General features: G+C 72.6%; 14 protein-coding genes. 4 read left to right on the top strand and 10 right to left on the bottom strand.

Annotated elements, in window-relative coordinates; genetic code table 11:
* The first annotated feature begins 24 nt into the window (after positions 1-24).
* Positions 25-237, top strand: a complete 213-nt coding sequence (locus GA0070604_RS03935) for an exodeoxyribonuclease VII small subunit (RefSeq protein WP_091114300.1) — start codon at positions 25-27, stop codon at positions 235-237.
* 75 nt (positions 238-312) lie between these two features.
* Here GA0070604_RS03935 and GA0070604_RS03930 read toward each other — a convergent pair whose 3' ends face one another.
* From GA0070604_RS03930 to GA0070604_RS03920, 3 genes are all read right to left on the bottom strand, one after another.
* Positions 313-1,155 (bottom strand): hypothetical protein, encoded by an 843-nt coding sequence (locus GA0070604_RS03930; RefSeq protein WP_091114296.1) that lies wholly within the window; start codon positions 1,153-1,155, stop codon positions 313-315.
* A 238-nt stretch (positions 1,156-1,393) separates the two neighbouring features.
* Entirely contained in the window at positions 1,394-2,197 is an 804-nt protein-coding gene (locus GA0070604_RS03925) for a hypothetical protein (RefSeq protein WP_244161733.1), read from the bottom strand.
* Positions 2,198-2,303: 106 nt separating this feature from the next.
* Positions 2,304-3,050 (bottom strand): DUF4245 domain-containing protein, encoded by a 747-nt coding sequence (locus GA0070604_RS03920; RefSeq protein ID WP_091114290.1) that lies wholly within the window; start codon positions 3,048-3,050, stop codon positions 2,304-2,306.
* Positions 3,051-3,209: 159 nt separating this feature from the next.
* On the opposite strand from GA0070604_RS03920, the gene glpX reads away from it, so the two are divergent.
* Positions 3,210-4,241 (top strand): class II fructose-bisphosphatase, encoded by a 1,032-nt coding sequence (glpX, locus tag GA0070604_RS03915; protein ID WP_091114287.1) that lies wholly within the window; start codon positions 3,210-3,212, stop codon positions 4,239-4,241.
* Positions 4,238-5,197, top strand: a complete 960-nt coding sequence (locus GA0070604_RS03910) for a DMT family transporter (protein ID WP_091114284.1) — start codon at positions 4,238-4,240, stop codon at positions 5,195-5,197. Before glpX ends, GA0070604_RS03910 begins: the two co-directional genes overlap by 4 nt.
* A gap of 64 nt (positions 5,198-5,261) precedes the next feature.
* Here the strand turns inward: GA0070604_RS03910 and GA0070604_RS03905 are convergent, their stop codons facing one another.
* Positions 5,262-6,179, bottom strand: coding sequence for an NAD-dependent epimerase/dehydratase family protein (locus GA0070604_RS03905; RefSeq protein WP_091114281.1), 918 nt, complete (start codon positions 6,177-6,179; stop codon positions 5,262-5,264).
* A 143-nt stretch (positions 6,180-6,322) separates the two neighbouring features.
* On the opposite strand from GA0070604_RS03905, the gene GA0070604_RS03900 reads away from it, so the two are divergent.
* Positions 6,323-7,009, top strand: coding sequence for a TetR/AcrR family transcriptional regulator (locus GA0070604_RS03900; RefSeq protein ID WP_091114277.1), 687 nt, complete (start codon positions 6,323-6,325; stop codon positions 7,007-7,009).
* Between the two features lie 114 nt (positions 7,010-7,123).
* Here the strand turns inward: GA0070604_RS03900 and GA0070604_RS03895 are convergent, their stop codons facing one another.
* The 6 genes from GA0070604_RS03895 to GA0070604_RS03865 all read right to left on the bottom strand — a co-directional run bounded on the left by GA0070604_RS03895 (position 7,124) and on the right by GA0070604_RS03865 (position 12,580).
* Complete coding sequence (locus GA0070604_RS03895) at positions 7,124-8,092, bottom strand: NAD(P)/FAD-dependent oxidoreductase (RefSeq protein WP_091114272.1); 969 nt, start codon at positions 8,090-8,092, stop codon at positions 7,124-7,126.
* A gap of 105 nt (positions 8,093-8,197) precedes the next feature.
* A complete protein-coding gene (locus tag GA0070604_RS03890) occupies positions 8,198-8,836 on the bottom strand; it encodes a rhomboid family intramembrane serine protease (RefSeq protein ID WP_091114268.1) in 639 nt (212 codons plus the stop codon).
* Positions 8,837-8,969: 133 nt separating this feature from the next.
* A complete protein-coding gene (locus GA0070604_RS03885) occupies positions 8,970-9,656 on the bottom strand; it encodes an aggregation-promoting factor C-terminal-like domain-containing protein (protein WP_091114265.1) in 687 nt (228 codons plus the stop codon).
* A gap of 375 nt (positions 9,657-10,031) precedes the next feature.
* Positions 10,032-11,438 (bottom strand): RNA 5'-3' helicase PhoH2, encoded by a 1,407-nt coding sequence (locus tag GA0070604_RS03875; RefSeq protein ID WP_091114258.1) that lies wholly within the window; start codon positions 11,436-11,438, stop codon positions 10,032-10,034.
* A 343-nt stretch (positions 11,439-11,781) separates the two neighbouring features.
* Positions 11,782-12,204, bottom strand: coding sequence for a hypothetical protein (locus tag GA0070604_RS03870; RefSeq protein ID WP_091114254.1), 423 nt, complete (start codon positions 12,202-12,204; stop codon positions 11,782-11,784).
* A gap of 34 nt (positions 12,205-12,238) precedes the next feature.
* On the bottom strand, positions 12,239-12,580 hold the full coding sequence (locus GA0070604_RS03865) for a hypothetical protein (RefSeq protein ID WP_091114251.1): 342 nt from the start codon (positions 12,578-12,580) through the stop codon (positions 12,239-12,241).
* Positions 12,581-12,678: the final 98 nt, after the last annotated feature.

Raw genomic sequence — 12,678 nt, 5'->3', positions numbered from 1 at the left:
CGACTCTGCACGAGGATGGGTGCGATGACTGACGAGAAGAAGGACGAGCGGCTCAGCTACGAGCAGGCCCGCGCCGAGTTGGCCACCGTGGTCGAGCGGCTGGAGGCCGGCGGCACCTCGCTGGAGGAGTCGTTGGCGCTCTGGGAGCGCGGCGAGCGGCTCGCCGAGACCTGCCAGCGCTGGCTGGACGGCGCGCGGGCGCGCATCGACGCCGCCCGCCAGCGCGCCGACGCCTGACCGAGGTCCACCGGCCCGGGGACGGCGCCGAGCCGTGACGGGACGGTCGCGGCCGCCCCGTCGGGGTCGTCGTCCTCAGTTGAAGAGGTTGTAGAACTCCGGCGGCGCCTCGACGACCTGGTCCGCCGGGGGCTTCTGGGCGGCGGTGGCGTTGCCGTAGTCGGCGTACGTGATTTTGATCTCCTGGGCAGCGCTCTGGCCGGCGGCCGGCACCTGCATCACCAGCTCGCTGAGCCGCCCCTGCGAGTCGACCCTGGCGGTGAACGGCACCGCCTTGGCCTGCGCCCCGAGCGCGGTGATCAGCGCCGGGTCGACCGAGCCGGCCTCGGCCGCCTGCGACACGTCGAGCGTGCCCGCGTACGTGCCGTCGCCGGTGCGGCGGACCTCGGTGACGCCCCGGGTCAGTACGGCGCTGCCGGCCGGGTCGAGGCGGTCGAAGTCGAAGCCCAGCGCCCGGTTACCCCTGATCCGGGTCTGGTCGAGGTGCTGGTACCTGCCGAGGTTGAGCTGTCGCAGGCCGGGCACGCCGGCGGCGGCCCTGCCACCCAGCTCCAGCTTCACCCAACTGTCCGGCCTGTAGTGGATCAGGTCCAGCTTCATGGTCAGGTCGGATGACGGGTCGCCCATCGTCAGCCGCATCTCCGCGCTCTGGCTCGGCTCGTGCACCTGCCCCTCGGCGGTCGAGCCCGCGCCGGACACGGTGAACCGGAAGTTCCCGTCGCGGATCGCGTTGGTGGAGTCGAGCAGGGCCTGCTTGGCGTCGCCGGTGCCGGGCGTGCCGCTCGGGGCGATGCTGCCGGAGACGGCCGGCGATCCGGAGGACGCCGCCTCGCCGGTCGCGTTGTCGTTACAGGCGGCGAGGCCGGGGCTGAGCAGCGCCACGGCGAAGGCCGCCGCGCTGAAGCGTCGAATCTTCACGTGAACCACTCCAGGTGGGTCGTCCGGCCCACGAGGGCGCCGGAGGTGGGACGCCGCAGCTCTCACCCGCGACTGCGGCGCACGAGCCGCGTCCGGCCGGCCTGACGGCCCCGGCGGGCTCGTGCCCTCCTCTGTTCCCTGAAGTGGCGTTCCGCAATCCCTGTCCGGTCCGCGGGCGACCCTTCTCACCGGCGCCGGTCGGGGCTGCTGGAACAGCCTCCCCGACCGGCCCTCGGGCTCAGCCCTTGAACATCTCGTAGAGCTGGTCGGACGCCTCGACGACCTGGCTGGCGGCCGGCGCCTTGGGGGCGGTGGCGGAGCCGTAGTTGGCGTACGTGACGGTCAGGGTCTGCGCCTTGGCGCTGCCGACGGCGGGCACCTGGACGGTCAGCTCGCTCAGCCGCCCCTGCCCGTCGACCTTCGCGGTGAACGGCAGGGCGCTGGCCTGGGCGCCCAGGGTCTTGATGGTGTCTTCGTCGAGCAGGTCGGAGTCGGCCGCCTTGGTGGCGTCGATCGTGCCCTCGTACGCGCCGTCACCGGTCTGCTTGACGTCGGTGATCGCATTGATCATCTTCTCGGCGCCAGCCGGGTCGACGTCGGCGAAGTCGAAGCTCAGCTCCTTGACCCCGTCCAGCTTGCTCCGGTCGAGGTGCTGGTACTTGCCCTTCATCGCCTTGAAGGCCGGCACGGCGTCGGCCATCGCGCCACCGAGCTCCAGCTTGACCCAGCTGTCGTTGTCGATGAAGACCAGGTGCATGTTCATCGACAGCTCCTCGGAGCTGGTCTCCATCTTCATCTCGGCGCTCTTGGACGGCAGGTGCACGGTGCCCTCGCCGTTGAGCTCACCGCCCTTGATGGTGAAGGTGAAGTTGCCCTTCTGGAGCTCCTTGGTGGAAGCCAGCAGCGCCTCCTTCGGGTCCGCCGGCTTGGCGGCGGAGGTGCTGCCGGCGGTGGGCGAGCCGTCCTCAGACTTGCAGGCGGCCAGACCGGGGACGAACAGGGCAGCGGCGAGGACGCCGGCGCTCCACCGTCGAATGTTCACGTCGTTCTCTTTCCGGTTGCTTTCCCGACACATCGGTCGTGCCGGTTGTCGGACCGGGGCAGCCTAACGGACCGACCCGACATTCCGCGGCCGGGCAAGTGAACGGTCAGCGCAGCGCGGTAGCCAGCGCACGCAGCTCGTTCTCCCCGGCGTCACCGATCACGATCACTGTGCGGGTCGGCTCCAGCAGGACGAGAGCCTGCTCGTTGCTGCGGGCGGTGTAACGCTGCCAGCTTCCGCCGGGCAGGGCGGCCGGGCCCTGCGGCTGGCCGCCGCTCAGCTCGGCCGGGAGCAGCTTGTCTGCGGGCACGTTGCTCTCCACGAGCTGCGCTCCGCGTCCCGCCGGGGTCAGGTAGCCGATCCGCAGCGTCGCCCCGCCCGGCTCGGCCCGGTAACGGGCGCTCACCGTACGCCAGTCCGAGCCCAGCCCCGTGGGCTGGCTGACCGGGAAGGCGGCCTCCTCCCGGGCCTGCTCGATGGCGGTCGTCGGGTCAACGGTGGTCGGCTGCTCGCCACCGAGGAACCCCCGGTAGAAGGCGAGCAGCAGCGCGATCGGGACCAGCAGCACCAGCAGCGAGAGCGCCATGTCCTTCGGCGACCGCTCGGAGCGCGACCGGCCCCCGCCGACGGGCGACGCCGGGTGGCGGCCCGCCTCGCCCCGGGCCGGCACGTCGGCCGGCTCGATCACGGCCGGCTCGCCCGAACCGGCCACCGGCGCGGGGGCGGCCGCCGATTCGACCGGCGCCGGTTTCCCGGCCTCCAGTGCCGGCCCGGCGGTCGCCCGGACGGGCGGCCGGCCATCCGGCGAGGTGGCGTCGGCGGGTACGCGGTCGGCAGGCTGTGCGGCTTCCACCTGCCCATTGTCGCAGCCGTCCGGGTGACGCCGGTCGGGCCTCCTCCGCCCCGCCCCGGCGCGGGACCTGCCGCCGTGTGAGGATCAACCACAGAGCCGGCGGCGGCGACGGCCGCATCCCGCCGGTCCACCCCGCAACGTCGCGAGGAGGAAGCCGTCATGACAACCACCGGGACGCGGACGCCACAGAATCTCGACCGTAACCTCGCCCTCGACCTGGTCCGGGTCACCGAGGCCGCAGCGATGGCCGCCGGCCGCTGGGTCGGTCGGGGCGACAAGGAGGGCGGCGACGGGGCAGCTGTCGACGCCATGCGCAAGCTGATCAACTCGATCCCGATGCGCGGTGTCGTGGTGATCGGCGAGGGCGAGAAGGACAACGCCCCGATGCTCTTCAACGGCGAGGAGGTCGGTGACGGGAGCGGTCCCGAGGTGGACGTGGCGGTCGACCCGATCGACGGCACCACGCTGATGAGCAAGGGCATGCCGAACGCTCTCGCGGTGCTCGCGGTGGCCGAGCGCGGCGCGATGTTCGACCCGAGCGCCGTCTTCTACATGGAGAAGCTCGCCGTCGGCCCGATGTACGCCGACGCGGTCGACATCAACGCCGGGGTGGCCGAGAACCTCCGCCGGATCGCCAAGATCAAGGGAACCGATGTCGCCGAGGTGACGGTCTGCGTGCTGGACCGGTCCCGGCACGACGACCTGGTGAAGCAGATCCGGCGTACCGGGGCGGGCATTCGGTTCATCTCGGACGGCGACATCGCCGGCGCCATCGCGGCGGCCCGCGGCGAGTCCGACGTCGACGTGCTGATGGGCATCGGCGGCACCCCGGAGGGCATCACGGCCGCCTGCGCCCTCAAGTGCATGGGCGGGATGATGCAGGCCAAGCTCTGGCCGAGGGACGCCGAGGAGCGGGAGAAGGCGCTGGCGGCCGGACATGACCTGGACCGGGTGCTGTTCACCGACGACCTGGTCACCGGGGACAACTGCTTCTTCGTGGCCACCGGGGTCACCTCCGGCGACCTGCTGCGCGGCGTGCGCTACCGGGCCGGCGGGGCGTACACCCAGTCGATCGTGATGCGCTCCAAGAGCGGCACGATCCGGGTGATCGACTCGTACCACCGGTTGGAGAAGCTCGCCCTCTACTCGGCGGTCGACTTCGACGGCCGGCCCCTGGCCGAGCAGGAGTGACCGCGACCGCGACGGCGACACCCCCCACGCTGCCGACGGGGCGGCGGGTCGCCGGCGTCGGGCTGGCCACCGCCTCAGGGGTCGCGGTGGCCGTCCAGTCCCGGATCAACGGCGAGTTGGGCGTACGACTGGCCGACGGGATCGCCGCCGCGGTGGTCTCGTTCGGCCTGGGCCTGCTGGTGCTGCTGGTGCTGGTCCCCGCCACCCCGGGCGGCCGGCGTGGCCTGGCCGCCCTCCGGGCGGCGCTGCGCGAGGGCTCGCTGCGGCCGTGGCAGTGCCTCGGCGGGTTGTGCGGCGCCTTCCTGGTCGCCACCCAGGGGCTGACCATCGGCACGTTGGGCGTGGCCGTGTTCACCGTCGCCGTGGTGGCCGGGCAGTCCGGCAGCAGCCTGCTGGTCGACCGGGCCGGCATCGGCCCGACCGGGCGGCAACCGGTCACCCCGAACCGCCTGGTCGGCGCGGTGCTGACGGTGCTGGCCGTGCTGCTGGCGGTGAGCGGCCGGCTCGGCGACCCGAGGGCCCTGGCGCTGGCCCTGCTGCCGATGGCGGCCGGGGTGGGCATCGCCTGGCAGCAGGCGGTGAACGGTCGGGTACGGGGCGCGGCTGGCAGCGCGATGACCGCCACCCTGGTCAACTTCGCCGTCGGCACGGTGGCACTGCTCGCCACCCTCGCCGTGGAGGTGGCGGTCCGGGGCCGCCCGGCCGGTGGCTTCCCGAGCGAGCCATGGCTCTATCTGGGCGGCCCGATCGGCATCGTGTTCATCGCGCTGGCCGCCGCGATCGTCCGCTTCACCGGGGTGCTGCTGCTCGGTCTGGCCACCATCGCCGGGCAGATCGTCGGGGCCGTCCTGCTGGACACGGTGCTGCCGACCGCTGCCTCGCACCCCGGGCCGGCCACCCTGCTCGGCGCGGCGCTGACCCTGGTCGCGGTCCTCATCGCGGCGCTCCGCTCGTAAGGAGGGGTCCCCTGTTAACGCCTGCGGTATAGCAGGGGCCCCCTGCTAACGCCGTCCCGACCGCTCAACGGCGCAGCCCCGCCACGATCTCCTTGATCGCCTGGTCCAGCGGCGTCGGCTCGATGCCGAGGGTGGCGGTGGCGGCGGTCGAGTCCATCACGAACGGCCGGGCGAACTGGTGGGCGGTTTCCCGCAGCTCACGGGCCATCGGGTCGGCGAGTCCGCCGAGCCAGAGCACCGGGTAGGGCATCCGGGTCAGCTTCGGCGCCGGCGCGCCGACCAGGGCCGCCGCGCGGGCGGCCAGGTCCCGCATCGGCACGGCGGGCGCGCTGGGCACGTGCCAGGCCCGTCCCCAGGCCCGCTCGTCGGTCGCGGCGGCGACCAGGGTACGGGCGACATCCGGGATGTACGTCCAGGTGTGCGGGGCGTCCCAGTCGACCGGCAGGAACACCCGCCGCCCGGCGAGCACCCGGGGAAGCACCATCATCGCCAGCCCGGTGCCGCCGACGCCGAGGTAGTCGGAGCCGCGTACCTCGGTCATGCGGATCCGGCCGGCCTGGTGCGCGGCGAGCGTGTCGGCCCACATCCGGTTCCGTACCCGCCCCTTGGTGCCGGTCGCGGCGAGCGGGGTCGCCTCGGTCATCGGGGCGTCGACCGGCCCGTACCCGTAGAGGTTGGCGACGGTCGCGAGCACCGCGCCGGTCCGCTCGGCGGCGGTGAGCAGCGCGGCGGCCAGCGGCGGCCAGTCGACCGGCCACCGGTGGTACGCCGGGTTGGCGCAGTTGTACAGGGCCACCGCACCCTCGGTCAACGTGGTGAGCCGGGCGGAGTCGGCGGCGTCGGCGGCGACCCGCTCGACGGCCGGGTGCTCGGGTCCGGTGCCACGGCGGGTCACCACCCGCACCCGGTCGCCGCGCTCGGCGAGCAGGCGGGCGGTGGCGGTGCCGACGGGTCCGGCGCCGACGATCACGTGCAGGGCCATGGGAGTCACCTTTCGAAGCAGGGATCCGCGGTGAGAGCAGTGCTCTCGCAGCGATGCACTCATCATGAACCCTATTACCGCCCACCGTCAAGAGCAGTGCTCTCTGTTTGAATCAGCGCCCTCTCCCGTGGCAGAGTGGAGGCATGGTCGCTCCCTCGCTCCGCGCCCGGGTCCGCGCCGGGATGATCGACGAGATCAAGGCGGTGGCCCGCCGCCACCTCGCCACCGACGGCGCGAACCTCTCGCTGCGCGCGGTCGCCCGCGACATGGGCATGGTCTCCTCCGCGATCTACCGTTACTTCCCCAGCCGGGACGACCTGCTCACCGCGCTGATCCTGGAGGCGTACGACGCGCTCGGCGACGCGGTGGAGGCGGCCGACACCGGCGCCGACCGGGCCGACCTGCGCGGGCGCTGGCACGCGGTGTGCCGGGCCGCCCGAGACTGGGCACTGGCCCACCCCGCCGAGTACGCGCTGCTCTACGGCAGCCCCGTCCCCGGGTACGCGGCCCCGGAGGACACCGTCGCGCCGGCGTCGCGGCCCCCGCTGATCCTGGTCGGCATCCTGCGCGACGGTCTCGCCGACGGCCGGCTCAGCCCGCCCGACGAAAACCTGCCCGAGCCGGTCCGCGCCGACCTCGCGGAGCTGGCCGCCGGATTCGTCCCCGGGCTGCCCGAGGCGCTGCTGGCCCGGGGGATGGCCGGCTGGACCCAGCTCTTCGGGCTGATCAGCTTCGAGCTGTTCGGCCGGCTGAAGCCGCTCGTCCCGCATCGCGACGAGTACTTCGACCACCAGACCGCCCTGATGGCTGACCTGATCGGCCTCCCCTGAGCCTCAGCGGGCCGGTTCGTCCGGCACCCTCGGCCGCAACGGGCGTGCCACGCCCGGTCTCGATCAGGCCATGCCCCCGGCGAGAATCAGGCCACGTCTCGGCAGGATCCGGCCTCAGCCGCCGTCGGAGGAGTGCCCGGGGAAGAGGTGGGCGGTCGGGTCGATCGCGACGGCCGCGTTGTTCACCGCCGTGGCGGCCTCGCCGAAGCCGGTGGCGATCAGCCGGACCTTGCCCGGGTACTCGGTGATGTCCCCGGCGGCGAAGACCCGGGGCAGGTTGGTGGCCATGGTGCTGTCCACCACGATGTGCCGCCGGTCCAGGGTCAGCCCCCACTCGGCGAGCGGCCCGAGGTCGGCGGTGAAGCCGAGTGCGGCGACCACGCTGCTCGCCGGCACCTTCTCCACCGCGCAGCCGCGTACGGTCAGCTCGGCGCCGGTGACCTGGTCCTCGCCGTACAGCCGGGTCACCTCGGCGTTGACCACCACGCGCACGGGCAGCGACCGCACCCGGGCGACGGTCGAGGCGTGGGCGCGGAACTTCTCCCGCCGGTGCACCAGGGTCACCGACCGGGCGATCGGCTGGAGCGTGACCGCCCAGTCGAAGGCCGAGTCCCCGCCGCCCACGATGAGCACGTCCTGGCCGGCCAGCTCGGCCGGCTGCGGCACGAAGTAGACGATCCCGGCGCCCAGGAAACCATCGGCCACCGGCAGCGGCCGGGGCGTGAAGCTGCCCAGCCCGCCGGTCACCAGCACCGCCCCGCAGTGCAGCTGCTCGCCCCCGGCGAGCCCGAGCACCGGCCGCCCGTCGAGGTAGGCGAGCTTCTCGGCCCGGGTGCCGAGCAGGTACTCGGGGTGGAACGGGGCGGCCTGCGCGACCAGGTTCGCCACCAGCTCCCGGCCCTTGATCGCGGGAAATCCGGCGACGTCGAGGATGAGCTTCTCCGGGTACATGGCGGTCACCTGGCCGCCCGGTTCGGGCAGCGCGTCGATCACCGCCACCGAGAGCCCGCGAAACCCGGCGTAGTAGGCGGCGAAGAGCCCGGACGGACCGGCGCCGATCACGGCGACATCGACCTCGCGCATGGCGTACCGTCACTTTCGGGTCACGGATCTACGCGTGCTGATGCCGACGGTAGGCGGGTCGAGGCCCCCGGGGCAAGCACGTCCCGCGGACGCGCCGACAGCCGGTCAGCCCAGGGTGGCGGTCGGCGACCCGGGCCGCTCCGACGCCGACAGCTCCGGCCGGCGGCGGAACAGGATCGCCGCCACGATCCCGCCGAGCAGCCCGAAGAGGTGCCCCTGCCAGGAGATGCGCTCGTCGGTGGGCAGGATGCCGATCAGCTGCCACCCGTAGAGCAGGCCGACCAGCAGCACCACGGCGAAGTTCCACCAGCTCCGTTCGACGATGCCCCGGGTGAGCAGGATGCCGAGGTAGCCGAAGATGACCCCGCTCGCGCCGACCACCACCGAGTTGGGCGAGCCGGTGAACCACACCCCCAGCCCGCTGACGAGGATGATCACCATGGTCGACCAGAGGAAGCGGCGGGTGCCGGCGGCCAGGACGAAGGTGCCGAGCAGGATCAGCGGGATGCTGTTGCTGTAGAGGTGGTTGAAGTCGGCGTGCAGGAAGGGCGAGAAGAACACCCCGTCGAGCCCCTGGATCCGGTGCGGGATGATCCCGGCGGCCACGTCCAGGTCGAGGCGCAGGCCGGCGTCGAGCGCCTCGACGAGGAACAGCACCGGTACGACGGCGCACATCGCGACGAAGGCCCGGCCCAGTGCGGCGTAGAACGCCTCACTGCCGAACCGGTGGGGATCGCCGCCCATCGGGCCACCGCGCCAGGTCACCTGTCAACAGCTATCAGTAAACGGGGCCAACCGCCACTCGCGTCCCGGGCCGCGCCGCCAGCACGACGGCGGGGTGTACGGTTCCAGCCACCCCGCCGTCGGGCCCGTCCGGTCAGTACCAGCCGCTGTTCTGCGAGTGCTGCCAGGCGCCGCACGGGGTGTCGTACCGGCCCTTGATGTAGCCGAGGCCCCACTTGATCTGGGTGGCCGGGTTGGTCTTCCAGTCGTCCGCGACCGTGCCCATCTTGCTGCCGGGCCTGGCCTGCGGGATCCCGTACGCCCCGGACCCCGAGTTGAGGGCCTTGTGGTTCCAGCCGCTCTCCTTGGTCCAGAGCTTGTCCAGGCACGGGAACTGGTCGATACCGAAGCCCTCGCCCAGCATGATCGCGCAGCCGATCTGCCGGTTGCCGCTGTACTCGTTGCAGGAGCTCGGGATCGGGCCGTCGTACGGCTTGGCCGCCTTGGCCGCGGCCTCGGCCGCCAACCGATCCCGCTTGCGCGTGGCGGCCGCCTCCTCGGCCTTGCGGGCCCGCTCAGCGGCATCCTTTGCCGCCGCCGCGGCGCGCAGCTTCGCCTGGTACTCGGCGGCCCGCTGCCGGGCCGACTCCACGCGCTGGCCGGCCTGCAGGTCACGCTGGTACGCGTACTCCGCCTGGTCGACCTGCAGGCCGACCTGCGCGGTCAGGCCCTGTTGCTGGGTCTGTCGGTCTTCGCCCAGGTAGTAGCCGCCGGCAACGCCCACGGAGAGCAGCGCGACAGCGGCCGTGCGGGCGCCGAACCGGCTCCACAGCCGACTCACGAAGTGGTCCCTTCGTCGGGTGCAAGGACACGACGCGACGCGTGGCCGTCGGTGGCCGCGCCGGCGCCGTGAGCGCCCCGACCCTCGCGGTCGCAGCCGCCGCACCGGTGTCCGTGGCTCTCCGCCTCCGTGGCGGACGATGCTCGACGATCTTCCCGGTGCATGCGACGGCTCCAGTGACGGCCTTCTGGCCGGGCGTCGGACGCGCCGAACTGAAGCCGTCGTAGCTGCGCGGCGTCAGCCGCGCCGAAACTGGAGTTGTTTGAGACGCTCGATGGACACCATTGCGCACAGTGAGGCGGATGGGAAACCAAGGGAGCCAATTGTGATCTGCACCACACATGAAATAGCCCCCAAAGAGGGGTGAATCCGACGTCAGAGCGGGGTGTCCTCCAACAAATCAGTGACCATGGCGGCGATCGGAGAACGCTCCGAACGGGTGAGGGTGACGTGCGCGAAGAGGGGATGGCCCTTCAGCGCCTCGATCACCGCGGTCACCCCGTCATGCCGACCCACCCGCAGGTTGTCCCGCTGGGCGACGTCGTGGGTCAGCACCACCCGTGACCCCTGCCCGATCCGGGACAGGACGGTGAGCAGGACGCCCCGCTCCAGCGACTGCGCCTCGTCGACGATGACGAAGGCGTCGTGCAGGCTGCGGCCACGGATGTGGGTCAGCGGCAGGACCTCCAGCAGGCCACGGGAGGTGACCTCCTCCAGCACGTTCTCGTGCACCACCGCGCCGAGGGTGTCGAAGACCGCCTGGGCCCACGGCGACATCTTCTCCGACTCCGAGCCGGGCAGGTAGCCGAGTTCCTGGCCGCCGACGGCGTAGAGCGGGCGGAAGACGATCACCTTCTTGTGCCGGCGGCGCTCCATCACCGCCTCCAGGCCGGCACAGAGCGCCAGCGCGGACTTGCCGGTGCCGGCCCGGCCGCCCAGCGAGACGATGCCGATCGACTCGTCCAGCAGCAGGTCCAGCGCGATCCGCTGCTCCGCCGACCGGCCGTGCACGCCGAACGCCTCCCGGTCGCCGCGGACCAGCCGTACGGTCTTGTCGGGCAGCACCCGGCCGAGCGCCGAGCCGCGCGTCGAGTGCAGCACCAGCCCGGTGTGGCAGGGCAGGCCGGCGGCCTCGTCGACGTCCAGCGTCTCCCCCGCGTACAGCCGGGCGATGTCCTCCTCGGCCAGTTGCAGCTCGGCCATGCCGGTCCAGGTCGGGTCGCTGGCCTGGCCGTGCCGGTACTCGTCGGCCCGCAGGCCGACCGACGCCGCCTTCACCCGCAGCGGCATGTCCTTGCTGACCAGGGTGACCTCGCGCCCGTCGGCAGCCAGGTTGAGCGCCACGGAGAGGATCCGGGCGTCGTTCGAGTCGGTGCGGAAGCCGGGCGGCAGCACCCCGTCGTCGGTGTGGTTCAGCTCCACCCGCAGGGTGCCGCCCTGGTCGTTGGCGGGCACCGGGCGGTCCAGTCGGCCGTGCTTCACCCGCAGCTCGTCCAGGATGCGCAGTGACTGACGGGCGAACCAGCCCAGCTCGGGGTGGTGCCGCTTGCCCTCCAGCTCGGAGATGACCACCAGCGGCAGTACCACCTCGTGCTCGGCGAAGCGGTGGAACGCCGCGGGGTCGGAGAGGAGGACCGAGGTGTCCAGCACGTAGGCCGGGCCGGATGGTCGAGGCTCCTCGGTGCCGGCGGACGCGGCGCGGCGGCTGCGGGTGGTCCGGCGGGTCGTGGCAGTCGCGGCCGGGTTCTGGTCGGCACCGGCTCGGGTACGGCGAGTCGTCACAGGCCTGCTCCGCGGGCGGGCACCCGGCCGCCCGTGTTCCGCCTCGTCCGGTGCCCGGTGGACACGGGGTCGGATGCGGGCCCCGTGCGCGAGGTCGCAGGTCCGGGCTCTCCGGCTGGCTCGGGAAAACCCCGTGCCATACCTAGACGCTAGTGCCCCGAAGGCCCTTCGGCCAGTACGAAAAGTTGATCCCACTCGACAGGGAGACGAACGACGCCCGGCGGTACCGGCCGGGATGCATGCCCCCTGCGCGCATCCCGGCCGGCGGAGCCACCGTCACCGGTCTGACGTCGGCTCCGACGGTGCGCGTCCGCCGCGGACGGCACCGTGTCCTGGGTGGGCCTCAGCCCTGTCGCCGGACCAGGGTCCCGGTCTGCCGCCCGCCCGCTGTGCCGGGAGAGGCGCTGAACGAGGACCCGGTGTAGGTGGTGCCCTGCCGGGTGGCGAGCCCGCCGAGTTGTGCGGTCGCGGTGGTCCGCCCCGGCGGGCCGGACACCGGCCGGGCGGCGACCGCGACGGGAGCGACGGTGCTGGCGACCGGGACCGTGGCGCGCGTCGCCGACGCGGGGCGGGTCAGCGCGGAGGCGATCACAGCCTGCGCGTCGCGTCGCCGCCGGTTCCAGGCGCCCCGGTCGCCGTCGAAGTATCCCTGTCGGTAGCCGAACCGGTAACCGATCCGGTAGCTGAGCTGACCGTGCAGCCGGCCCGCCGCGTAGGAGCTGGAGCCGAGTACCAGTACGAGCACGACGGCGAGGAACGGACTCATCCGGCCACCCCCGTCGGCGTCGCGTCCTGCCGGGTCATCGTTCCTCCGGCTCGACCAGCGGGTCGACGACCAGCAACTCGTCCAGGTCGGCGGTGCTGATCTCCTCCACCAGTTCGACGCTGATCCGGCAGCCGTCCAGGATCACCTCCGCGACCGAGGAACGCCGGATCTCGCCACCGACGTCGTAGACCCGCACGCTCAGCTCCGGGCAGCCGAGGTGGGTGCGCCAGGCGGTCCACTCGGCCCGGTCACCCACGCTCAGCGAGAGGTAGCGACAGCCCCGAGCCAGGTAGAGGCGCCACGGGGCGCTCAACCCGGCGGCCACCCCGTCCGCGATCAGGCCAAAAGCCTGGGCGCGGGTCGCGAGCTCGGTCACGAGACCCCCTCGTCACCCGCGGAGTGACGCATGTGAGCACCAGTCGTCTCATGCACGTGACACACCGTAAGTTGTCTCATGCGCGTGACAGTATCAGC

Source organism: Micromonospora eburnea (assembly GCF_900090225.1).
Lineage (GTDB): Bacteria > Actinomycetota > Actinomycetes > Mycobacteriales > Micromonosporaceae > Micromonospora > Micromonospora eburnea.
The sequence above is the reverse complement of the archived record's forward strand: the minus strand, read 5'-3'. Positions and strand labels throughout refer to the sequence as shown.